We start from the raw sequence: 21,787 nt of genomic DNA, 5'->3' as shown, positions 1-21,787 counted from the left end.
ACCTCAAAGCTGGGCCACGATCGCGCGGTAATCCGCGGCCAGCGTGGCCTGAAGAATCTCTTTTGGATAGTCGTCGGTGACCACCGCTTCGCCCATGCGGCGCAGCAGGACCAGACGCAGACGACCGTCGAGTACCTTTTTATCTACTGCCATGTGTTCCATGAACTGCGCCGGGGACATCTGTGCCGGCGGCACAACCGGCAAGCCTGCATCCTGGAACAGACGGATACCACGGTCACGCTCCTGCTGGCTGATCCAGCCCAGGCGCATGGACATCTCCAGGGCCATTACGGTGCCAGCAGCGACGGCCTCACCGTGAAGCCACACACCATAGCCCATGTGGGTCTCGATGGCGTGGCCAAACGTGTGGCCCAGGTTCAGGGTGGCGCGCACGCCCGACTCGCGTTCATCGGCGCCAACCACCGCGGCCTTGGCCGCGCAGGAACGGCGGATGGCTTCAGTCAGCGCCGCCTGGTCGAGGCCGCGCAGGGCCTGCATGTGCTCTTCGAGCCAGCCAAGAAACGGTTCGTCACAGATCAGGCCGTACTTGATCACTTCGGCCAGGCCCGCCGACAGCTCGCGCGGTGGCAGGGAATTGAGGCTGCGGGTGTCGATCAGCACCGCGTTGGGCTGATAGAAGGCACCGACCATGTTCTTGCCCAGCGGGTGGTTGATACCGGTCTTGCCACCCACCGACGAATCGACCTGGGACAGCAAGGTCGTCGGCACCTGGATGAAATCCACGCCGCGCTGGTAGCAGGCAGCGGCAAAGCCGGCCATGTCGCCGATCACCCCGCCGCCAAGCGCGACCACGGTAGTACGGCGGTCGTGGCGGGCAGTCAGCAGCGCATCGAAGATCAGCTGCAGGGTTTCCCAGTTCTTGTAAGCCTCACCATCCGGCAACACCACCGGCAGCACCGAATAGGCACCCAGGGTCTTGCGCAGACGTTCGAGATAGAGGGGCGCGACAGTCTCGTTGGACACGATGGCGACCTGCCGGCCAGCGATATGCGGCGCCAGCAGTTCAGGCTGATCCAGCAGGCCTTCGCCAATGTAGATCGGGTAGCTACGTTCGCCCAATTCGACCTTTAGTGTCTGCATGTGTCCCCACAATGAACTAGGCGCGGCATCGATGGCTCGAACCGCGCGATAACGGTGTGCCCTGTCACGGCATGACTGGTCGCCGAGGATAGTCCTGGCTTAACGGGGCGGCAACTTCTGCAAGCGCTCGAGAATATCCTGCACCACCATCCGCGGCGGCCGTTCGTCGGTTTCCACCACCAGATCGGCAATCTCGCGGTAAAGCGGGTCGCGAACCTCCAGCAGCGCGCGCAAGGTCGCCTCCGGGTTGGCCGTGCGCAGCAACGGCCGGTTGCGATCACGCGAGGTGCGCCCGACCTGCTGCTCGACCGAGGCGTGCAGGTACACCACCCGCCCGCCGGCATGCAGGGACTGGCGGTTGGCATCGCGCATCACCGCGCCACCACCGGTAGCCAGCACCACGCCATCTAACGCGCAAAGCTCGGCGATCATCGCCTGCTCGCGGTCACGAAAGCCCGGCTCGCCTTCCTTATCGAAGATCCACGGGATATTGGCGCCGGTGCGCAATTCAATTTCCTTGTCGGAATCCTTGAACGGCAGGCGCAGCTCTTTGGCCAGCAGGCGGCCGATGGTGCTTTTGCCAGCACCCATCGGCCCCACAAGTATCAAATTTCGCACAGAATCAACGACTCACAGCAATCGCCTGGTCACTCATGATACGCGGAGTCAAGAAGACCAGCAGCTCGGATTTTTTCTCTTGTAGAACATCGCGACGAAACAGCCGCCCAACATACGGCACATCGCCGAAAAATGGCACCTTGTCGACAACTTTACTTTGCACCGTCGAGTACACGCCGCCGATCACGATGGTCTCGCCATCATTGATGCGTACCTTGGCGTTGACCTCGTTCTTGCGGATCGCCGGCACGTGATCAAGGGCATTGAGGTAGTCGGGCTCGTCCTTGGTCACCTTGACCGCCATGATCACCCGGTTGTCCGGGGTAATCTGCGGGGTCACCTCAAGAGACAGCGACGCCTCGCGGAAGGTCACGGACGTGGCACCGCTGCCGCTGGTTTCCTGGTACGGCACTTCGGTGCCCTTGAGGATCCGCGCGGTTTCCTTGTCGGCGGTAACCACCTTGGGCTGGGAGATGACTTCGCCGTTGCCGGTCTTTTCCATGGCGCTGAGTTCCAGATCGAGCAATACGTTATTGCGCACCAGGCCAACCCCGATGCTAGCCGCCGCCCGATCGACACCGAGGTCGACAAAAGTCTCGGCGCTGCCAAGGCTCAAGCCCTTGCCCACCTGCACAGCCCCACCCCAGCGCACCCCAAGACTCTTCTCGAAATCGACATTGGCCTCGACGATGCGTGCTTCGATCATCACCTGACGAACCGGCACGTCCAGTTCGCCGATCAGCCTGCGCAGCTCTTCCAGGCGCTCCGGCGGCTGGCTGGCGACCAGGGTGTTGGTGCGCTCGTCGACACTCAGCGAGCCGTGGCTGGCGCCCCCGGCCTCATGGGCCATCAGGGCATGGAAAAGCTCGGCAATATCAGTGGCCTTGGCGTGGTGAATCGGGATCAGCTCGCGCCGTGCCGGCACTGATCCGGCCAGCTCGGCAAGCGGCGCGACCAACAGCACATTACCGTCCTTGCGTTGCTCCAGGCCCTTGCTGCGCAGCACCAGGTCCAACGCGTGATCCCAGGGCACATCCTGCAAACGCAAAGTCACCTTGCCCTGCACCGCATCACTGGCCACCAGGTTGACCCCAGAAAAGTCAGCCAGCACCTGCAACACCGTGCGTACCTCGACATCCTGGAAATTCAACGACAGCGGCTCACCGCCGTACAGCTGCTTCCCCGCAAACGCACCGGCAGACAGGCAGCTCCCTATCAGCGCGGCAACAACACCTCCCTTGCCCATCGATGACCTCCCTGGTCAGCACCTTCATCGCAGGGCGAGTATTCGCCGCCGCGCTTGCCAGCCTTGGCCGGCGACAAAAACCTGCTCGATGACTTCGATCTGGCGCTCGCCGACCTCGACAACCTGCCCCTGATCACGGCCCAGCCGGTCGCCGACCTGCAGCCGATGCACCCGGCCATCGGCCTGAATCAGCGCGTAGCGGACTCCGCGACTGGCCAGGCTACCGACCATCTCTATCCGCTCCAGCGCCAGGCGCTGCAACCCATCGGCATGCGGCTGCAGAGCAGAAGGCGCAAAGGGATCGCGCAGCACAGTGACTGCTCGTCGCTCGGGAAGCGACGGCTGCAGGCCCTCTGCCAAGGCATGCAGCGAGTGCTGACGATAGGACCGGGCTTGCAGCTCCATGTGCATAAGCCCCGCATCGGCCGGCTTGAGCGAAAGGCCATGCAAGGTCACCAGCCGCGATTGCCCGGCCAGGTCAGCAAAGAACGCGGCGAGGGCCGAAAAGGCGCCACGCAGACGCAGTTGCAGGGGGAGTTCAAGGTAGTGCTCCGCGGACGACGCTTCGAGTACCTGCAACTGTTCGATGGCCACCTCATGGGCCTCGGCCAGGCGGGACAGGGTTTCGAACACCGCAGGCTCGTCACTCCCCACCGACAATTGCCAGCGGGCTTGTTGCAGTCGGCTGCGCACTGCTGCGGCCTGCTCGACGCTGCCTGCACCCTCGCGCGGCGATTGATCGGCCACTTCGGCTGCCTGCGTCATCAACGGCCGCAAATGCAGGGTGTAAGCCAAGCCCGCCAGCAGTGCCAGCAACCCTGTCAGCATCACAACCTGCACAGGCCAGACGCACCGTGCTACCCGACCCCAGAAGCTCAAGGCGCAACCTTCAGGGCTGCGACCAGCTCGAACGCATGGCCTTCCTCGACTGCACTCAACTGCTGTAATTCGGCAGAACTGATCAAGGGTGAAGACGAAAGGCTGTCTGCCAGCTGCGCAACCGCTGAAGCCGACTGAGCCATCCCGGCAAGCCTTAGCGCAGTCGGCTCCTGGCTCAGGGCGGTGAGGTACAGTCCGTCGGGCATGGCCCGCTCGACCTGCTCGAGCAAATCCACGGCGAAATAGCGACCGGCCTGCAAGCCCTCCAACTGACGCAGTTCATGCAACAAGGCCTCAGGCTCCCGCTGCCCACCGCCCTGTTTGAGCGCGGCCTGACTCAACGCCTGTTCCTGCAACACGCCCCGAAAATGGTAATCAACAACCCCGGTGGCAACAGCCGCCAGCAGCACAACACCGGCACAGCCTGCCTGAAACCTTCGAATACGCAGTTGATGGCGGCGCTCGCGCCATGGCAACAGGTTTAGCCGCACACCCCGCATGGCCAGGCCGCAGGCAACGGTCAGGCTCGATGCCTCGTGGGAAAGATCGGCGTCGATCTGCAGCGTTGCCGCATCGTCAGTGGTCGCACGCTGCAATGCATGGCTATCAACCTCCAGCACCCTGGCGCTCAGCCCTGCGACTTCAAAGGTGCCCTCCAGCACATCCAGCAACCCGCGATGGCAGGCCGCAACAGCCACCTGCACGCTCACAGCATCGCCGGCAGGCGGCTCCAGCACCCGGTAATCCAGAGCGGTGTCTTCAAGGTCAAAGGGGATGAACTGCTCGGCGGCACCGCGCACCTGTGCAGCGACTTCGGCATCGCTCAGGCCTGTCGGCAGCGTCATCAATTTGCTGATGGCCCGCGTGGCCGGCAATGCCACAGCGGCCTGCCGACAGCGGCTACCACTGCGCTGCAGCGCGCGTTTCAAGGCCTGGCCGACCACTTCGGGGTCGGCAATCCAGCCGTCCAGCATGGCCCCTGCAGGCAGCGGCTCAAGCGCCCAGGCCCGCACGTGCCAGGCGCCTTTGCGTCGGTGCAACTGCACCAGTCGGATAGACGGCGGGGCAATTTCTATCCCCAGGAGTGAACCGGCATCCATGCCGAAGCGTCCAAGCATTGGTTTTTTCCTTGCTGACGACAGCCGCGCGCGTAACGCGGCGAGTTGAAAAATGCTTATAATGCCCAGCGTTTATCCTTTGTCCGCTGGCCCCGCGCGCAACCCATTCTTCTATCTGGACGCCCAAAAGCCTTGATACGCCTGCTGAAGTTCTTCTGGTGGTCTTTCGTCGCAGTCATCTGCGCGCTCGTGCTCGGTCTGAGCGGCGCATTTCTGTATCTTAGCCCCAGCTTGCCCTCGGTAGAGGCCCTCAGAAGCATCCAGTTGCAGATCCCTTTGCGGGTCTACAGCAGCGACGGCAAGCTGATCGCCGAGTTCGGCGAAATGCGCCGCTCGCCCATCCGTTTCGCCGACATTCCGCCGCATTTCATCCAGGCTTTGCTGTCGGCCGAAGACGACAATTTCGCCAATCACTACGGCGTCGACCCCAGCAGCCTGATGCGTGCTGCAACACAATTGCTCAAGTCCGGGCATATCCAGACCGGCGGCAGCACCATCACCATGCAGGTGGCGAAGAACTTCTTCCTCAGCAGCGAACGCAGCTTCTCGCGCAAGACCAACGAGATTCTCCTGGCCCTGCAGATCGAACGCGAACTGACCAAGGACGAGATCCTCGAGCTGTACGTCAACAAGATTTACCTGGGCAACCGCGCCTACGGCATCGAGGCCGCAGCGCAGGTGTACTACGGCAAATCGATCCGCGATGTGAGCCTGGCGCAGATGGCGATGATCGCCGGCCTGCCGAAAGCACCGTCGCGCTTCAACCCGCTGGCCAACCCGGTGCGCGCCAAAGAGCGCCGCGACTGGATCCTGGGGCGCATGTACAAGCTCGGCAAGATCGACGAAGCCAGCTACCAGGCGGCCCTGGCCGAGCCGATCAACGCCAGCTACCACGTACCGACTCCAGAAGTTAACGCCCCTTACATCGCCGAAATGGCCCGCGCTGAAATGGTCGGCCGCTACGGCAGCGATGCCTACACCGAAGGCTTCCGCGTCACCACCACGGTGCCGAGCGACCTGCAGGAAATCGCCAACAAAGCCGTACTCAACGGCCTGACGGCCTACGACGAGCGCCATGGTTACCGTGGCCCCGAGTCGCGCTTCCCGGGCAAGACCCGCGACGCTTGGGTGCAGGAACTGAGCAAGCAACGCCCGCTGGGCGGCCTGGAACCGGTGATCGTCACCGAAGTCAGCAAAGCCGGCCTGCAGGTGCTGACCCGCGCCGGCAATCAGGAGAGCGTAGCCTGGGACACCATGAAGTGGGCCCGCCCGTTCCTCAACACCAACAGCCAGGGCCGTGCGCCGCAGCAACCCTCGGACGTTGCCCAGGTCGGTGACCTGATTCGCGTACAGCGCCTGGACGACGGCAGCCTCAAGTTCAGCCAGGTGCCAGGGGCGCAGAGCGCACTGGTATCGCTGGACCCGAACAGCGGCGCGATCCGCGCCCTGGTCGGCGGTTTCTCGTTCGAACAGAGCAACTACAACCGCGCCATGCAGGCCAAGCGCCAACCAGGTTCGAGCTTCAAGCCATTCGTGTACAGCGCCGCGCTGGACAACGGCTACACCGCCGCCAGCCTGGTCAACGACGCGCCGATCGTGTTCGTCGACGAGTACCTGGACAAGGTCTGGCGGCCGAAGAACGACACCAACACCTTCCTCGGCCCGATCCGCATGCGCGAGGCGCTGTACAAGTCGCGCAACCTGGTATCGATCCGCCTGCTGCAGGCCATGGGTGTCAGCTCGACCATCGACTACATCAGCAAGTTCGGCTTCAACAAGCAGGACCTGCCGCCCAACCTGTCCCTGGCCCTGGGCACCGCAACCCTGACGCCGATGGAAATCGCCACCGGCTGGAGCTCCTTTGCCAACGGCGGCTACAAGATCAGCCCGTACCTGATCGAGCGCATCGAAAGCCGCAACGGCGAGACCCTGTTCACCGCCAACCCGCCACGTGTGCCGCAAGCCGAGCAGGTCGAAGCCGGCATCGCCGCACCAGAGCAGGCAATCAGCACCCAACTGCCAGGTGAAGGCCTAAGTACCGTCACCAGCAACGAACCTGCTGCCATCGCTCAACCGCCGGCCGTGGCCGAGCGCATCATCGACGGTCGCACCAGCTACATCCTCACCAGCATGCTCCAGGACGTGATCAAGCGCGGCACCGGGCGCCGCGCCCTGGCCCTGGGCCGTACTGACCTGGCCGGCAAGACCGGCACCACCAACGAGTCCAAGGACGCCTGGTTCTCCGGCTACAACGCCGATTACGTAACCACGGTGTGGACTGGTTTCGACCAGCCGGAAACCCTTGGCCGCCGCGAGTATGGCGGCACGGTGGCGCTGCCGATCTGGATGAGCTACATGGGCGCCGCGCTCAAGGACAAACCCAACCATGCCCCGGCCGAGCCGGAAGGCATCCTCAGCCTGCGCGTCGACCCGGTCAGTGGCCGGGCAGCGGCACCGGGTACACCGAATGCCTACTTCGAACTGTTCAAGGCCGAAGATACGCCACCGTCGGTCAATGAGCTGGGCAACGGCAGTGCGCCAGGCAGCCCGCTGCCAGCGGACGAAGCGGCACCGATCGACCTGTTCTGATGGCCAATGGGGCTGCTTCGCCAGCCCATCGCCGGCAACGCCGGCTCCCACAATCGCGCTGCATACGCTGAACCTGTGGGAGCTGGCCTTGCCAGCGATGACGCCAACACCCACCCACAGACGATCCCCCACAAAAAAGCCCCGACTCTCGCGAGCCGGGGCTTTTGGTTACAACGCTACAACAGCTTAGCCGTTGAACACGTCATCCACGCTTTTCAGCGGGTAGTTCTTCGGATACGGCAGGGTCGCTACGCCAGTCTCGATTGCGGCCTTGGCCACGGCATCGGAAACGACGGTGATCAGACGGGCATCCATTGGCTTCGGAATGATGTACTCACGGCCAAATTCCAGGGCGTCGACGCCGTAGGCTGCGCAAACTTCCTTCGGCACTGGCAGCTTGGCCAGGTCTTTCAGGGCGTTGGCGGCGGCGATCTTCATTTCTTCGTTGATGCGCTTGGCGCGAACGTCCAGGGCACCGCGGAAAATGAACGGGAAGCCCAGTACGTTGTTGACCTGGTTCGGGTAGTCGGAACGACCGGTGGCCATGATCACGTCATCACGGGTGGCGTGAGCCAGCTCCGGGGAGATCTCTGGGTCAGGGTTGGAGCAGGCGAACACGATCGGGTTCGGCGCCATCGACTTCAGGCCTTCAGCGCTCAGCAGGTTCGGACCGGACAGGCCGACGAACACGTCAGCGCCTTGCAGGGCATCAGCCAGGGTGCGCTTGTCGGTAGCGTGGGCGAACACTGCCTTGTACTGGTTCAGGTCGTCACGGCCAGCGTGGATCACGCCAGTACGGTCAACCATGAAGATGTTCTCGATCTGTGCGCCCATGCTCACCAGCAGTTTCATGCAGGAGATGGCGGCAGCACCGGCGCCCAGGCAGACGATCTTGGCGTCGGCCAGGTTTTTGCCAGCGATTTCCAGGGCGTTGATCATGCCGGCGGCGGTAACGATCGCGGTGCCGTGCTGGTCATCGTGGAATACCGGGATGTCGCACTGTTCGATCAGCGCGCGCTCGATTTCAAAGCACTCTGGCGCCTTGATGTCTTCGAGGTTGATGCCGCCGAAGGTGATGGAAATGCGCTTGACGGTGTCGATGAAGGCCTGCGGGCTCTCGGAGTCGACTTCGATGTCGAACACGTCGATACCGGCGAAACGCTTGAACAGAACGCCCTTGCCTTCCATGACCGGCTTGGACGCCAGTGGGCCGAGGTTACCCAGGCCGAGGATGGCGGTGCCGTCGGAAATGACTGCTACCAGATTGCCCTTGCCGGTGTACTTGTACGCCAGCTCTGCATCGCGAGCAATTTCGCGTACCGGCTCAGCAACGCCTGGGCTATAGGCCAGCGCCAGGTCGCGAGCAGTCGCGGTAGGTTTGGTGAGCTCGACGCTCAGTTTCCCCGGACGAGGCTGAGCATGATATTCGAGAGCGGCGGTTTTCAGATCTGACATGGTGGGCATTCCGCTATTTACTGTTCTGACGGACCGCCGAGGATACGCAAAGAGCAAAGGGCCGACAAGACTGGTCGGTCACTTGTGTCAAGGCCTTTAACCTACGACTTTCCGCCAAGAGCCGCAGTCTGCAAGGGTTTCGATGTGTACAATCGAAATTAAAAATGTAGACAATTTTTTATCTTTCGACCCTTTCCAGCATCGAAGGATCGGTCAGCGGTAGCAACCAGCGCTGCTGACCAGGCTTCAGACCACCTTTGCGGGAACGATCCAGCACCCAACCGCGGGCTTCGATGTGCCGACCTTTCAGATCAGTAAAGAAGGAAGAGGGGAAATTGCGCTGCAGGCGCGCCGGCACCTGGAGCACCAGAGAATCGTCAATTTCGATCCAGATACCACCGCGATTGCGCTCGATATCCATCACCTTTCCACTTATCAGTGCAAAGCCAGACTGGCGCAACTCGCTTGCCGGGGTCTGTGGCGATTGCCGCCACAGGCCCTTGCCGGCCTGACGAGCGGCGCGCTCGGCCTGCTCCTGGCAGACTGTCAGTGAGACGTTTGGCGCCACCGCAACCCGGTAGCCAAGGCCTTCACTGAGCAGTTGTGCTTCGAAATTGTCGCCAGAGCGGCCGTAGACATGCGCCAGAGTGCGGCCGTATTTGTCCCGCGCCTCGACCCCGGGAACCAGGCCAACCTGGCCGCCACTGGCCTTGACCAGGGCCTGCAAGCGTTGGCGTGCGGCCTCGGCGAAGGCTTCACTGGTGCGACCCTTGCGACCGATTTCCGGTGCATTGATGCCGATCAAGCGAACGCTGCGACCATCATTCAGACGCAAGGTATCGCCGTCGACCACCTGACGCACGCTGACGACCTGCGCATCGACGGGTGCCGTGCAGAACGCCAGGGCCGGCAACTGCCAAATCGCGCCCATAAAAAAGGCGCCCGCGAGGGACGCCTTTTTCAGCAGCAATGCCAAACCCATGGGGCCAGCTTCGCGCAATCTTACTTCTTGGCACCGAACATGCCGAAGCGATCGGCGAACTTCTGTACGCGGCCGCCGGTGTCCAGGACCTTCTGCTTACCGGTGTAGAACGGGTGGCAGAGGTTGCAAACGTCGATCGGCAGGGCCTTGGCCAGAGTCGAACGAGTTTCGAATTTGTTACCGCAGCTGCAGGTAACTTCTACAGCTTCGTATACCGGATGGATATCGGCTTTCATGGTGTTTCCTCAGTGCTGACGTGCCGCCACTCAACACCATTGTTGAATACCGCACGCAAAATAGGGTCGGAATAATACCAGAGCAAACAGCCAACGCAAGTTGTCGCTTACACCGGCGGTCGTCTGCTAGGCTCGCCGGACCCTGGAATTCCCCTGCAGAGAACCTTTCGCGTGTCCGACGTCATTCTACGCCTTGCCCTGCCCTCGCCCCTGCGGCGGCTGTTCGACTACAGGGCACCGGCGAGCATGGCGCGCCAGGCACTGACCCCGGGCATGCGTATTCGCGTACCGTTCGGTCGACGCGAGATGATCGGCATCCTCATCGAAATCAGCGAAACCAGCGAGGTACCGGCCGACAAGCTGAAGCCGGCCATTGCCCTGCTCGACCCGGTGTCGCCACTGCCGCCGGCACTGTTCAAGTTGTGCCTGTGGACCGCGCAGTATTATCAGCACAGCCTCGGCGACACCCTTAGCTGGGCGCTGCCGGTGCTGCTGCGCCAGGGCGAGCCGGCCGAGGCGCGCCAGGAGCGATTCTGGCAAGTGGCCCCGGGGGCACGCCTGGACGACCCGCGCATCACCCGCGCGCCACGGCAACGCGAAGCCCTGGCGACCCTGGCGCAGCACCCCCACGGCGTGGCCCACACACTGCTGAGCAAACTGATGCTGAGCAAGGACAGCCTCGACCTGCTGCTGGCCAAGGAGCTGGTTCAGGTTGAAGTACGCCGCCACCTGCCCCAGGAGCGTCACGAACACTGGCTGGCGCAGCCGGAGCTGCCACTGAACGACGAGCAGCGCGCTGCCTTCAACGCCGTGCGTTCGGGCTTTGACAGCTTTCATGCCTTTTTATTGGCCGGGGTCACCGGCAGCGGCAAGACCGAGGTCTACCTGCAGTTGATCCGCGAAACCCTGGAAGCCGGCAAGCAAGCGCTGATCCTGATCCCGGAGATCAACCTCGGGCCGCAAACCCTGGCGCGCTTCGAGCAGCGTTTCAACGCGCGCATCGCCTTGCTGCACTCGGCGGTCAACGACCGCGAGCGCCTGGATGCCTGGCTGGCCGCCCGTGACGGTGAAGCCGACATCATCATCGGCACCCGTTCGGCACTGTTCACACCGATGAAAAACCCGGGGCTGATCATCATCGATGAAGAGCACGACGGCTCGTACAAACAGCAGGAAGGCCTGCGCTACCACGCCCGCGACCTGGCGCTGGTACGCGCGCGCCAGGAGAACATCCCGATCCTGCTGGGCTCGGCCACGCCTTCGCTGGAGAGCCTGCACAACGCCCACAGCGGCCGCTACGGCCTGCTGCACCTGCACCAGCGCGCTGGCGGCGCCCAGCAGCCACGCTTCTTGCGCCTGGATGTAAAAAGCCGGCCGCTGGACAGCGGCATCAGCGGTCCGATGCAGCAAGCCATTGGCCAGACCCTGGCTGCCGGCCAGCAAGTACTGGTGTTCCTCAACCGCCGCGGCTTTGCCCCGACACTGCTGTGCCATGACTGCGGCTGGATGTCCGAATGCCCGCGCTGCGATGCACGGATGACCGTGCACCAGCGCTCCAACGAGCTGCGCTGCCACCACTGCGGCTATGACGAGCGGGTGCCGCGCCAGTGCCCGCAGTGCAACAAGGTCGACCTGCGCCCGGTCGGCGCCGGTACCGAGCGCGCCGAAGAGCGCCTGAGCATTCTCTTTCCGGATTACCCGGTACTGCGCGTTGACCGCGACAGCACCTCGCGCAAGGATGCGATGAACCAGTTGTTCGCCACCATCCAGCGCGGCCAGCCGTGCATCCTGGTCGGCACCCAGATGCTCGCCAAGGGGCATCACTTTCCGCGGGTGACCCTGGTGTCGATCCTCGATGCCGACGGCGGACTGTTCTCCGGCGATTTTCGCGCCAGCGAGCGCATGGCGCAGATGATCGTCCAGGTCGCCGGCCGGGCCGGGCGCGCCGAAGAGCCGGGCAAGGTGATCATCCAGACCCACCTGGCCGACCATCCTTTGTTGGTGCAACTGACCGAACAAGGCTACTTCGCCTTTGCCGAACAGGCCTTGAGCGAGCGCCGCGCCGCCGGTTTGCCGCCTTTCGCGCACCTGGCCCTGCTGCGCGCTGAAGCGCACAAGCCAGGGCAAGCCGAGGGTTTTCTCGATGAAGCCTGCAGCGCCGCCGAGCAGTTGCTGGCCGAACAGAACTTGCACGGTATCGAGCTGCTCGGCCCGGTACCGGCACCCATGGAGCGCCGTGCCGGGCGGTTTCGTGCGCAATTGTTGCTCCAGGCCAATGCCCGGGCACCTTTGCATCGACTGATCAGCGCCTGGTTGCTAGTGTTGGAGCAGATGCCGTCCGGGCGGCAGGTGCGTTGGTCGCTGGATGTCGATCCGGTGGATTTGTACTGACAGAGATGGCCCCATCGCTGGCAAGCCAGCTCCCACAATGTCTACAGTGACTGCACAATTGAAAATCCCCAGAGACTCCTGTGGGAGCTGGCTTGCCAGCGATGAGGGCCGAACAGAACGCCCCAAAGGTTGGCAACCTCGCCCCGGCAACGGATAATGTCCAGTTTTTCCACCTGCGCATCGAAGCGCCGCCGCGCTTGCGGTCGAAAGAGAAGCCCATGAAAGACACCATTCGCCAGCTGATCCAGCAAGCCCTCACCCAACTCGTCACCGACGGTGTGCTGCCTGAAGGGCTGACGCCGGCGATCCAGGTGGAGAACGCCCGGGACAAGACCCACGGCGACTTCGCCAGCAACATCGCGATGATGCTGGCCAAGCCGGCCGGCATGAAGCCGCGCGACCTGGCCGAGAAGCTCATCGCCGCGCTGCCTGCCGACGAGCAGGTCAGCAAGGTCGAGATTGCCGGCCCAGGCTTCCTCAACTTCTTCCAGAACACCCAGGCCCTGGCTTCGCGCCTGGATGCTGCCCTGGCCGACGCCAAGCTTGGCGTGAAGAAAGCCGGCCCGCAGCAGAAGGTGGTAGTCGACCTGTCGGCACCGAACCTGGCCAAGGAGATGCACGTCGGCCACCTGCGCTCGACCATCATCGGTGACGCCGTGTCGCGCGTGCTGGAGTTCCTCGGCGATGACGTGATCCGTCAGAACCACGTTGGCGACTGGGGCACCCAGTTCGGCATGCTGATGGCCTATCTGCAGGAAAACCCGATCACCAGCGACGAGCTGTCGGACCTGGAAAACTTCTACCGCGCGGCGAAAAAGCGCTTCGACGAATCCGAAGAGTTCGCCGACCGTGCCCGTGGCCTGGTGGTCAAGCTGCAAGCCGGCGACCCGGAATGCCTGAAGCTGTGGACTCGCTTCAAGGACATCTCGCTGTCGCACTGCCAGAAGACCTACGAGCTGCTCAACGTCAAACTGACCATGGCTGACGTCATGGGCGAAAGCGCCTACAACGATGACCTGGCCAATGTCGTCAACGACCTCAAGGCCAAGGGCCTGCTGGTCGAAAGCAAGGGCGCCCAGTGCGTGTTCCTTGAAGAGTTCAAGACCGCCGAAGGCGAGCCATTGCCGGTCATCGTGCAGAAAGCCGACGGCGGCTACCTGTATGCCACCACCGACCTCGCTGCCGTGCGCTACCGCAGCAACGTACTCAAGGCTGACCGCGCCCTGTACTTCGTCGACCAGCGCCAGGCCCTGCACTTCAACCAGGTGTTCGAAGTGGCCCGCCGCGCCGGTTTCGTCGGCCACCCGATGCACATGGAACACATGGGCTTTGGCACCATGAACGGCGCCGACGGCCGTCCGTTCAAGACCCGCGACGGCGGCACGGTGAAGCTGATCGACCTGCTCACCGAAGCCAAGGAACGTGCCTACGCCCTGGTCAAGGAGAAAAACCCTGAGCTGCCCGAGGCCGACCTGCGCGCCATTGGCGAAGTCGTCGGGATTGGCGCGGTGAAGTACGCCGACCTGTCCAAGCACCGCACCAGCGACTACAGCTTCAACTTCGAACTGATGCTCAATTTCGAAGGCAACACCGCGCCTTACCTGCTGTACGCCTACACCCGCGTTGCCGGTGTGTTCCGCAAGCTGGGCAAGAGCTTCGACGAAGTCGACGGCCAGATCATCCTGCAAGCGCCACAGGAGCAGGACCTGGCTGCACGCCTGGCGCAGTTCGGCGAGATCCTCAACAACGTTGCCGAAAAAGGTACCCCGCACGTGCTGTGCGCCTACCTGTACGACGTTGCTGGCCTGTTCTCCAGCTTCTACGAGAACTGCCCGATCCTCGGCGCCGACACCCCTGAACAGCAGCAGAGCCGCCTGCGTCTGGCGGCCCTGACCGGTCGTACCCTCAAGCAAGGTCTGGAACTGCTCGGCCTGGAAACCCTGGAGCGCATGTAAGTTGGCTGCCAAGAAAAAACCTGCACCCAAGCGCGGCGCCAGCCGCTATCAGGCACCTGCCAAGCAACCGATCCCGGGCTGGCTGTGGCTGGCAATCGGCCTGTCGGTGGGCGCCTTTGTCGTTTTCCTGATGAAGCTCGAGCCGGGCAACGGCGAGGTCAAGCGTACCAAGCCCGAGCAACAGAAGGCCGAGAAGGTCGCCGAAGCCAACAAGACCGCACCCAGCCCGCAGCAGCCGGTGAAGCCGAAGTACGACTTCTATACCCTGCTGCCGGAATCGGAAGTGATCGTGCCGCCTGAAGCGGTACCGGAGAAAACCCCGCCGGTGCCGGCGCAACCTCCGGTCACCCCGGCGGAAGCGGCGAAGATCGACACCGCCCGCGCCCAGGCAGCGCTGATGGGGCAGACGCCACCGCCAGCACCACCGGTGATCAAGCCGGCGGCCACCACCCAGTTCTTCCTGCAGGCCGGTTCGTTCCGCAAGCAGGCCGATGCCGACAAGGTCCGCGCGCAGATCATCCTGCTCGGCCAGGCGGTCAAGGTGGAGTCCGGTACGGTGAAGGAAGAAACCTGGTACCGCGTGCTGGTCGGCCCGTTCAGCAACCGTGAACAGCTGACCGTGGCGCAGAAGCAACTGGCCGGCAGCGGCTTCAGCAACCTGCTGCTGCAACAGCGCCAGACCCGCCAGTAACCCCGCCCCAAGGCCTTGTCGCAGAGCGCTGCGACAAGGCCTCAGGCTTTAACGCCGCTGGGCGTTGGCCAGTGACACCTGGGTATTGAGCGTCCAGAAGTCATACAGCACCCCGACCAGAAACAGCCCGCCGGTGCACAGGTAGATCAGGCCAGTAATCCACTTGCCCTGGTACATGCGGTGCACGCCAAATATCCCCAGGAAGGTCAGCAGGATCCACGCCAGGCTGTAGTCCAGAGGACCAGGCTGAAAGCGCAGGTCAGCCTCGCGGTCCATTGCCGGAATCAGGAACAGGTCGATCAACCAGCCGATGCCGAGCAGGCCCAGGGTGCAGAACCAGAGGGTACCGGTGACTGGCTTGCCGTAGTAGAAGCGGTGCGCCCCGGTGAAGCCGAAAATCCACAGCAGATAGCCGATCACTTTGCTGTGAGTGTCGTGTAACGGACCGCCCTGTTGATAACTGTTCATTCATAGCCCCTGTGGGTTATCGATAAATTTTCTAAAGAAAAATGTGACTTTTCTGTGGCAACCCGACGTGTGGTCATTTGCCATCCCTCCCGCCGCAAACCCCTATCCTGTCTGGCCCGCGCCTTTCCAATGCAGGCCAATCGCCGCTTTTGCCGGTTTCTGGCGCAGCCCGGAATCGACCAACGGATCAAAATTTGATCAAAAAGCTGTTATAAAGTTGCGCGCCAACCCACCTAGAGCCCTGCCTATGCGTCCTTTTTTCAAGACATGGCTGACCATCTGCCTATTATTGCCACTGGCTGCCCACGCCACCAATCGTGAGCAACGGTTACCCAACGGTTTCTCCGGGTACACCTCCAATTCCACTGCTGTGCGTCCACACAAGAACGTCAGCAGCAACCAAGTCCAGCACAGCTCCAAGCGCAGTGCCCGTTCGAGCAGGCCGCTGCCGGTCGCCGCTGCCATGTCGCCACAGCAGAGCAGCGATGTGCTCAGCCGTGCGGTCAACGTGCTCGGCACCCCGTACCGCTGGGGCGGCAGCAGCCCAAGCAAGGGCTTTGACTGCAGCGGCCTGGTCAAGTACGCCTTCAACGACATCGATGAAGTCGACCTGCCACGCACGTCCAACGCCATGGCCAGCGGCCACGGCATCAAGGTCGATCGCAACGACCTCAAGCCCGGCGACCTGATCTTCTTCAACATCAAGAGCCGCCGGGTCAACCATGTGGCCATTTACCTGGGCAACGACCGCTTCATCCATGCGCCGCGCACCGGCAAGCGGGTCAGCATCGACACCCTTGACAAGCCGTACTGGAAAAGCCGTTACGTTGTTGCCAAACGCGTATTGCCAAAAAGCCAGCAACTGGCCCTGGCCAAGCGCTAGAATCGCCCCGGCGCCCGCTCACGGGCGCTATCTGGGCTGACCAGCCCTCGCCGCACCAGGCCCTGCAGGCAACCGTCCAGGGTCTGCATACCCTGCGCCCCGCCTGTCTGTAGCGCCGAATACAACTGCGCCACCTTGCCCTCTCGGACCAGGTTGCGCACCGCAGGCGTCGCCAGCAGGATCTCGTGGGCCGCCACCCGCCCGCCACCAACACGCTCGACCAACACCTGCGACACCACCGCCTGCAGCGACTCCGCCAGCATCGCGCGCACCAGTTGCTTCTCTTCGGCGGCAAATACATCCACCAGGCGATCGATGGTTTTCGCCGCCGAGCCGGTATGCACCGTGGCCAGCACCAGATGCCCGGTTTCCGCCGCAGTCAGGGCCAGGCGAATGGTCTGCGGGTCGCGTAGCTCACCGAGCATGATCACATCCGGGTCCTGGCGTAACGCGGCACGCAAGGCCTGGGCGAAGCCATGGCTGTGCCGGCCGATCTCGCGCTGGCTGATCCGGCTGCGCTGCGAGCTGTGGATAAACTCGATGGGGTCCTCGAGGGTGACTATATGCAGCGGCCGCTCGCGGCTCAGGTGATCGACCAGGGCCGCCAGGGTAGTTGATTTGCCCGAGCCGGTGGGCCCGGTGACCAGCACCAGCCCGCCCGACAGCTCGGCAATCTGCCGAAATACATCCCCGAGACCGAGGTCAGCCAGGCTGCTGACCTGCGCCGGAATCACCCGCAGCACCGCAGCGGCACCGTGCAGTTGCTGGAATGCATTGACCCGAAAGCGCGCCAATGCTGGCACGGCAAAGGCAAAGTCGATATCCAGATGTGTTTCAAAATCCTTTTGCTGCGCCTCGGACATGATCTGACCGAGCATTTCAGCCATGTGGTCCGGCGTCAGCAGCGCCAGCTCCATCGGCCGCAAACGCCCCTCAAGACGCAGCGCCGGCACCTCGCCCGCCGCCAGGTGCAGGTCGGAAGCACCGGCCCGCACTGCCAGCGCCAGCAGTTCAGTCACATCCATGAGACTCCCCAAAGGCCGCCAAGCAGGTAGAATGCCGCAGACCCAAAGAGCCGCTGGCATCGATCAATGTCCACCATAGCAGACAACCTTTCCACGCTCGCCGCACGTATCCGTGCCGCCGCGCTGGCCGCCGGGCGCGAGCCTTCGGCCGTCCAGCTGCTGGCCGTGAGCAAGACCAAACCCGCCGCTGCCGTGCGCGAAGCCTTCGCCGCCGGGGTCCGCGATGTCGGTGAGAACTACCTGCAGGAAGCCCTGAACAAACAGGGCGAATTGACCGACCTGCCCTTGACCTGGCACTTCATCGGCCCCATTCAGTCGAACAAGACTCGTGCAATTGCCGAGCACTTTGACTGGGTACATTCCGTGGACCGCCTGAAAATCGCCCAACGCCTGTCCGAGCAACGCCCCGAGCACCTTGCAGCGCTGAACATCTGCCTGCAGGTCAACGTCAGTGGCGAAGCGAGCAAGTCCGGCTGCACTCCCGAGGAGCTGCCGGCCCTGGCCAGCGCCATTGCCGCGCTGCCACGCCTGCGCCTGCGCGGGTTGATGGCGATTCCCGAGCCAACCGACGACGAGACCGCGCAACTAGCTGCCTTCGCCCGGGTTCGCCAGTTGCAGGCGAGCCTTGGCCTGGAACTCGACACCCTGTCCATGGGCATGAGCCATGACCTGGAAGCCGCGATTGCCCAGGGCGCGACCTGGGTGCGTATCGGCACCGCGCTGTTCGGTGCCCGCGACTACGGCCAGCCCTGACCCATGCTTTTTCCCTATTTCCCTATCAAGGACCTGACATGAGCAAGACTCGTATTGCCTTTATCGGCGCCGGCAACATGGCTGCCAGCCTGATCGGCGGCCTGCGTGCCCAGGGCCTGGAAGCTTCGCAGATCCGCGCCAGCGATCCGGGCGCCGAGCAGCGGGCGAAAATCCATGCCGAGCACGGCATCGAGATGTTCGCTGACAACGCCCAGGCCATCGAAGGTGCCGATGTGGTGGTCCTGGCGGTCAAGCCACAGGCGATGAAAGCCGTGTGCGAAGCCCTCAAACTCAGCCTCAAGCCCGAGCAGCTGGTGGTCTCGATTGCCGCCGGGATCACCTGCGCGAGCATGAACAACTGGCTCGGCACCCAACCGATCGTGCGTTGCATGCCCAACACCCCGGCGCTGCTGCGCCAAGGCGTCAGCGGCCTGTTTGCCACCGCCCAGGTTTCGCCGGCCCAGCGCCAGCAGGCCGAGCAACTGCTGTCGGCCGTGGGCATCGCCCTGTGGCTGGACACCGAACAACAGCTCGATGCGGTGACTGCCGTGTCCGGCAGTGGCCCGGCGTACTTCTTCCTGCTGATCGAGGCCATGACCGCCGCCGGCGAAAAACTCGGCCTGCCACGGGAAACCGCCGCCAAGCTGACCCTGCAAACCGCCCTGGGCGCGGCACACATGGCCGTCAACAGCGATGTCGACGCCGCCGAACTGCGCCGCCGGGTAACCTCGCCGGCCGGCACCACGGAAGCGGCGATCAAGTCGTTCCAGGCCAATGGATTCGAAGCGCTGGTGGAACAGGCGCTGGGTGCCGCTGCGCACCGCTCGGCCGAAATGGCCGAACAACTGGGCAACTAAGGAGCCGAAGATGATCGGATTGAACACCGCTGCAATCTATGTGCTGCAGACCCTCGGCAGCCTGTACCTGCTGATCGTGGTCCTGCGCTTTGTCCTGCAACTGGTGCGCGCGGACTTCTACAACCCGCTCAGCCAGTTCGCCGTACGCGCCACCCAACCGCTGCTCAAGCCTATGCGCCGGGTGATCCCGAGCCTGTTCGGCCTGGACATGTCGTCGCTGCTGCTGGCGATCATCATCCAACTGCTGGTGATGGGCCTGACCCTGCTGCTGGCCTACGGCACCACTGGCAACCCGCTGCAACTGCTGGTCTGGTCGATCATTGGCGTGACCTCGCTGTTTTTGAAGATTTTCTTCTTCGCCCTGATCATCAGCGTGATCCTCTCGTGGGTCGCGCCGGGCAGCCATAACCCGGGCGCCGAGCTGATCAACCAGATCTGCGATCCGTTCCTCGCGCCGTTCCGCCGTATCCTGCCGAACCTGGGCGGCCTGGATATCTCGCCGATCCTGGCGTTCATGGCGCTCAAACTGATCGACATGCTGGTGATCAACAACCTGGCGGCGATGAGCGGGATGCCGGAGATTCTGCGTCTGCTGGTCTGATCGGTAACCGCAGCGCCCCTATCGCTGGCAAGCCAGCTCCCACAAGGTTCTCAACAACCTGTGGGAGCTGGCTTGCCAGCGATGTTTTTCAAGCCTTGGCACATTGCTTGCCGCCCACCCCGGTGGTCTTTAGACTTACGCCTCATTCAAGCGTGAGCAGGGTCGATGTCCACTGTCTTTCCCGAAGATTCGGTCGGTCTGGTAACACCGCAACTGGCACAGTTCAGCGAGCCGCTGGCGCTGGCCTGCGGTCGCTCGCTGGCCACCTATGAACTGATCTACGAAACCTACGGCACGCTCAACAGCAAGGCCAGCAACGCCGTGCTGATCTGTCATGCGCTGTCCGGCCATCACCATGCCGCCGGCTACCACAGCCCCGACGACCGCAAGCCGGGCTGGTGGGACAGCTGCATCGGCCCCGGCAAGCCGATCGATACCAATCGTTTCTTCGTGGTCAGCCTCAACAACCTCGGCGGCTGCAACGGCAGCACCGGCCCCAGCAGCATCAACCCGCTCACCGGCAAGCCCTACGGCGCCGATTTCCCGGTCCTGACCGTGGAAGACTGGGTGCACAGCCAGGCGCGCCTGGCCGATCGCCTGGGCATCCAGCAATGGGCTGCGGTGGTTGGCGGCAGCCTGGGCGGCATGCAGGCGCTGCAGTGGACCATCACTTACCCGGATCGCGTGCGTCACTGCCTGGACATCGCCTCGGCACCCAAGCTCTCGGCGCAGAACATCGCTTTCAACGAGGTCGCGCGCCAGGCCATCCTCACCGACCCGGAATTCCACGGCGGCTCGTTCCAGGACCAGGGTGTGATCCCCAAGCGCGGCCTGATGCTGGCGCGCATGGTCGGGCACATCACCTACCTGTCCGACGACTCCATGGGTGAGAAATTCGGCCGCGAGCTGAAAAGCGACAAGCTCAACTACGACTTCCACAGCGTCGAGTTCCAGGTCGAAAGCTACCTGCGCTATCAAGGCGAGGAGTTCTCCGGCCGTTTCGACGCCAACACCTACCTGCTGATGACCAAGGCGCTGGACTACTTCGACCCGGCCGCCAGCCACGGCGGTGACCTGGCGGCGACCCTGGCCCCTGTCACGGCGGACTACTGCGTGATGTCGTTCACCACCGATTGGCGCTTTTCCCCGGCGCGCTCGCGCGAGATCGTCGACGCCCTGATCGCCGCACGCAAGAACGTCTGCTACCTGGATATCGACTCGCCCTATGGCCACGATGCCTTCCTGATCCCGACCCCGCGCTACATCACGGGTTTCACGAACTACATGAACCGCATCGTCTGCTGAGGACCCTATGAGAGCCGACCTGGAAATCATCCAAGACTGGATCCCCGCCGGCAGCCGGGTACTCGACCTCGGCTGCGGTACCGGTGAACTGCTGGCGTCGCTGCGCGACCACAAGCAGGTCGCCGGCTACGGCCTGGAAATCGACCCCGACAACATCGCCCAGTGCGTGGCCAAGGGCGTCAACGTCATCGAGCAGGACCTCGACAAGGGCCTGGGCAACTTCGCCAGCAACAGTTTCGACGTGGTGGTCATGACCCAGGCCCTGCAGGCCGTGGAGTACCCCGACCGGATTCTCGACGAAATGCTCCGCGTCGGCCGCCAGTGCATCATCACCTTCCCCAACTTCGGTCACTGGCGTTGCCGCTGGTACCTGGCGACCAAAGGCCGCATGCCGGTTTCCGACTTCATGCCGTATACCTGGTACAACACGCCGAACATCCACTTCTGCACCTTTGAAGACTTCGAGGCCCTGTGCAGCGAACGCCGCGCCCAGGTCCTCGACCGCCTGGCGGTCGACCATTTGCACCGCCACGGGTGGGCGAGCAAGCTATGGCCTAATCTTCTAGGTGAGATCGGCATTTACCGTGTCAGCAGCCCCGGCCTTACCGAACACAAGGTCGCGGTTTAACCCGCA

The 21,787-nt window shown here is 63.2% G+C and carries 20 protein-coding genes; 10 read left to right on the top strand and 10 right to left on the bottom strand.

The genetic code is table 11. From position 1 onward, the window contains the following. Positions 1-3: 3 nt before the first annotated feature. From aroB to pilM, 5 genes are all read right to left on the bottom strand, one after another. Positions 4-1,101, bottom strand: coding sequence for a 3-dehydroquinate synthase (gene aroB / locus LOY45_RS01370; protein ID WP_258578655.1), 1,098 nt, complete (start codon positions 1,099-1,101; stop codon positions 4-6). Between the two features lie 99 nt (positions 1,102-1,200). Beyond that, complete coding sequence (gene aroK / locus LOY45_RS01365; RefSeq protein ID WP_115089385.1) at positions 1,201-1,719, bottom strand: shikimate kinase AroK; 519 nt, start codon at positions 1,717-1,719, stop codon at positions 1,201-1,203. A 4-nt stretch (positions 1,720-1,723) separates the two neighbouring features. Further along, positions 1,724-2,965 carry a type IV pilus secretin PilQ gene (locus tag LOY45_RS01360; protein ID WP_258578654.1) on the bottom strand — a complete coding sequence of 414 codons (1,242 nt, stop codon included), beginning with the start codon at positions 2,963-2,965 and terminating at the stop codon, positions 1,724-1,726. 24 nt (positions 2,966-2,989) lie between these two features. Then, positions 2,990-3,793, bottom strand: coding sequence for a pilus assembly protein PilP (locus LOY45_RS01355; RefSeq protein WP_258578653.1), 804 nt, complete (start codon positions 3,791-3,793; stop codon positions 2,990-2,992). 47 nt (positions 3,794-3,840) lie between these two features. Next, positions 3,841-4,962 (bottom strand): pilus assembly protein PilM, encoded by a 1,122-nt coding sequence (pilM, locus tag LOY45_RS01350; RefSeq protein ID WP_258578652.1) that lies wholly within the window; start codon positions 4,960-4,962, stop codon positions 3,841-3,843. A 135-nt stretch (positions 4,963-5,097) separates the two neighbouring features. On the opposite strand from pilM, the gene LOY45_RS01345 reads away from it, so the two are divergent. Continuing rightward, positions 5,098-7,551, top strand: a complete 2,454-nt coding sequence (locus tag LOY45_RS01345; RefSeq protein ID WP_167458922.1) for a penicillin-binding protein 1A — start codon at positions 5,098-5,100, stop codon at positions 7,549-7,551. Positions 7,552-7,737: 186 nt separating this feature from the next. Here LOY45_RS01345 and LOY45_RS01340 read toward each other — a convergent pair whose 3' ends face one another. The 3 genes from LOY45_RS01340 to rpmE form a co-directional block, all read right to left on the bottom strand. Then, positions 7,738-9,006 (bottom strand): malic enzyme-like NAD(P)-binding protein, encoded by a 1,269-nt coding sequence (locus LOY45_RS01340; protein ID WP_115089391.1) that lies wholly within the window; start codon positions 9,004-9,006, stop codon positions 7,738-7,740. 178 nt (positions 9,007-9,184) lie between these two features. Continuing rightward, positions 9,185-10,006 carry a thermonuclease family protein gene (locus tag LOY45_RS01335; RefSeq protein WP_258578650.1) on the bottom strand — a complete coding sequence of 274 codons (822 nt, stop codon included), beginning with the start codon at positions 10,004-10,006 and terminating at the stop codon, positions 9,185-9,187. Positions 10,007-10,008: 2 nt separating this feature from the next. Continuing rightward, entirely contained in the window at positions 10,009-10,224 is a 216-nt protein-coding gene (gene rpmE, locus LOY45_RS01330; protein WP_010222223.1) for a 50S ribosomal protein L31, read from the bottom strand. Between the two features lie 171 nt (positions 10,225-10,395). On the opposite strand from rpmE, the gene LOY45_RS01325 reads away from it, so the two are divergent. The 3 genes from LOY45_RS01325 (at position 10,396) to LOY45_RS01315 (ending at position 15,261) form a co-directional block, all read left to right on the top strand. Continuing rightward, the gene (locus LOY45_RS01325) at positions 10,396-12,615 is read left to right on the top strand and encodes a primosomal protein N' (protein WP_115089393.1); all 2,220 of its coding nucleotides are present in this window, start codon (positions 10,396-10,398) and stop codon (positions 12,613-12,615) included. A 218-nt stretch (positions 12,616-12,833) separates the two neighbouring features. Then, positions 12,834-14,570 (top strand): arginine--tRNA ligase, encoded by a 1,737-nt coding sequence (gene argS / locus LOY45_RS01320; protein ID WP_134061199.1) that lies wholly within the window; start codon positions 12,834-12,836, stop codon positions 14,568-14,570. 1 nt (position 14,571) lies between these two features. Beyond that, on the top strand, positions 14,572-15,261 hold the full coding sequence (locus tag LOY45_RS01315) for an SPOR domain-containing protein (RefSeq protein ID WP_038997644.1): 690 nt from the start codon (positions 14,572-14,574) through the stop codon (positions 15,259-15,261). Positions 15,262-15,309: 48 nt separating this feature from the next. On the opposite strand, the gene LOY45_RS01310 is transcribed toward LOY45_RS01315, so the two are convergent. Further along, positions 15,310-15,729 carry an NINE protein gene (locus LOY45_RS01310; RefSeq protein ID WP_115089394.1) on the bottom strand — a complete coding sequence of 140 codons (420 nt, stop codon included), beginning with the start codon at positions 15,727-15,729 and terminating at the stop codon, positions 15,310-15,312. 139 nt (positions 15,730-15,868) lie between these two features. Between LOY45_RS01310 and LOY45_RS01305 the strand changes: the two genes are divergently transcribed. Then, the gene (locus tag LOY45_RS01305; protein ID WP_415842488.1) at positions 15,869-16,612 is read left to right on the top strand and encodes a C40 family peptidase; all 744 of its coding nucleotides are present in this window, start codon (positions 15,869-15,871) and stop codon (positions 16,610-16,612) included. On the opposite strand, the gene LOY45_RS01300 is transcribed toward LOY45_RS01305, so the two are convergent. After that, a complete protein-coding gene (locus tag LOY45_RS01300; RefSeq protein ID WP_258578648.1) occupies positions 16,609-17,637 on the bottom strand; it encodes a type IV pilus twitching motility protein PilT in 1,029 nt (342 codons plus the stop codon). The genes LOY45_RS01305 and LOY45_RS01300 overlap by 4 nt on opposite strands. A gap of 66 nt (positions 17,638-17,703) precedes the next feature. Here LOY45_RS01300 and LOY45_RS01295 point away from each other — a divergent pair, with 66 nt between their 5' ends. The 5 genes from LOY45_RS01295 to metW all read left to right on the top strand — a co-directional run bounded on the left by LOY45_RS01295 (position 17,704) and on the right by metW (position 21,781). After that, entirely contained in the window at positions 17,704-18,390 is a 687-nt protein-coding gene (locus tag LOY45_RS01295; protein WP_115089397.1) for a YggS family pyridoxal phosphate-dependent enzyme, read from the top strand. 38 nt (positions 18,391-18,428) lie between these two features. Further along, a complete protein-coding gene (proC, locus tag LOY45_RS01290; protein ID WP_258578646.1) occupies positions 18,429-19,247 on the top strand; it encodes a pyrroline-5-carboxylate reductase in 819 nt (272 codons plus the stop codon). Positions 19,248-19,257: 10 nt separating this feature from the next. Continuing rightward, complete coding sequence (locus tag LOY45_RS01285) at positions 19,258-19,848, top strand: YggT family protein (protein ID WP_115089399.1); 591 nt, start codon at positions 19,258-19,260, stop codon at positions 19,846-19,848. Positions 19,849-20,013: 165 nt separating this feature from the next. Further along, a complete protein-coding gene (metX, locus tag LOY45_RS01280; protein ID WP_115089400.1) occupies positions 20,014-21,153 on the top strand; it encodes a homoserine O-succinyltransferase MetX in 1,140 nt (379 codons plus the stop codon). Positions 21,154-21,160: 7 nt separating this feature from the next. Beyond that, entirely contained in the window at positions 21,161-21,781 is a 621-nt protein-coding gene (metW, locus tag LOY45_RS01275) for a methionine biosynthesis protein MetW (protein ID WP_038997652.1), read from the top strand. Positions 21,782-21,787 lie beyond the last annotated feature (6 nt).

The sequence above is a fragment of the Pseudomonas wadenswilerensis genome (genome assembly GCF_024749185.1).
GTDB classification, from domain to species: Bacteria; Pseudomonadota; Gammaproteobacteria; order Pseudomonadales; family Pseudomonadaceae; genus Aquipseudomonas; species Aquipseudomonas wadenswilerensis.
Note: the sequence above shows the minus strand (reverse complement) of the source record. Positions and strands in the feature narration are given on the sequence as shown.

Coding starts and splice junctions, on each gene's coding strand:
- aroB (WP_258578655.1), bottom strand. CDS start 1,101: ATGCAGACACTAAAGGTCGAATTGGGCGAACGTAGCTACCCGATCTAC.
- LOY45_RS01360 (WP_258578654.1), bottom strand. CDS start 2,965: ATGGGCAAGGGAGGTGTTGTTGCCGCGCTGATAGGGAGCTGCCTGTCT.
- LOY45_RS01355 (WP_258578653.1), bottom strand. CDS start 3,793: ATGCTGACAGGGTTGCTGGCACTGCTGGCGGGCTTGGCTTACACCCTG.
- pilM (WP_258578652.1), bottom strand. CDS start 4,962: ATGCTTGGACGCTTCGGCATGGATGCCGGTTCACTCCTGGGGATAGAA.
- LOY45_RS01340 (WP_115089391.1), bottom strand. CDS start 9,006: ATGTCAGATCTGAAAACCGCCGCTCTCGAATATCATGCTCAGCCTCGT.
- rpmE (WP_010222223.1), bottom strand. CDS start 10,224: ATGAAAGCCGATATCCATCCGGTATACGAAGCTGTAGAAGTTACCTGC.
- argS (WP_134061199.1), top strand. CDS start 12,834: ATGAAAGACACCATTCGCCAGCTGATCCAGCAAGCCCTCACCCAACTC.
- LOY45_RS01310 (WP_115089394.1), bottom strand. CDS start 15,729: ATGAACAGTTATCAACAGGGCGGTCCGTTACACGACACTCACAGCAAA.
- LOY45_RS01300 (WP_258578648.1), bottom strand. CDS start 17,637: ATGGATGTGACTGAACTGCTGGCGCTGGCAGTGCGGGCCGGTGCTTCC.
- LOY45_RS01295 (WP_115089397.1), top strand. CDS start 17,704: ATGTCCACCATAGCAGACAACCTTTCCACGCTCGCCGCACGTATCCGT.
- proC (WP_258578646.1), top strand. CDS start 18,429: ATGAGCAAGACTCGTATTGCCTTTATCGGCGCCGGCAACATGGCTGCC.
- LOY45_RS01285 (WP_115089399.1), top strand. CDS start 19,258: ATGATCGGATTGAACACCGCTGCAATCTATGTGCTGCAGACCCTCGGC.
- metX (WP_115089400.1), top strand. CDS start 20,014: ATGTCCACTGTCTTTCCCGAAGATTCGGTCGGTCTGGTAACACCGCAA.
- metW (WP_038997652.1), top strand. CDS start 21,161: ATGAGAGCCGACCTGGAAATCATCCAAGACTGGATCCCCGCCGGCAGC.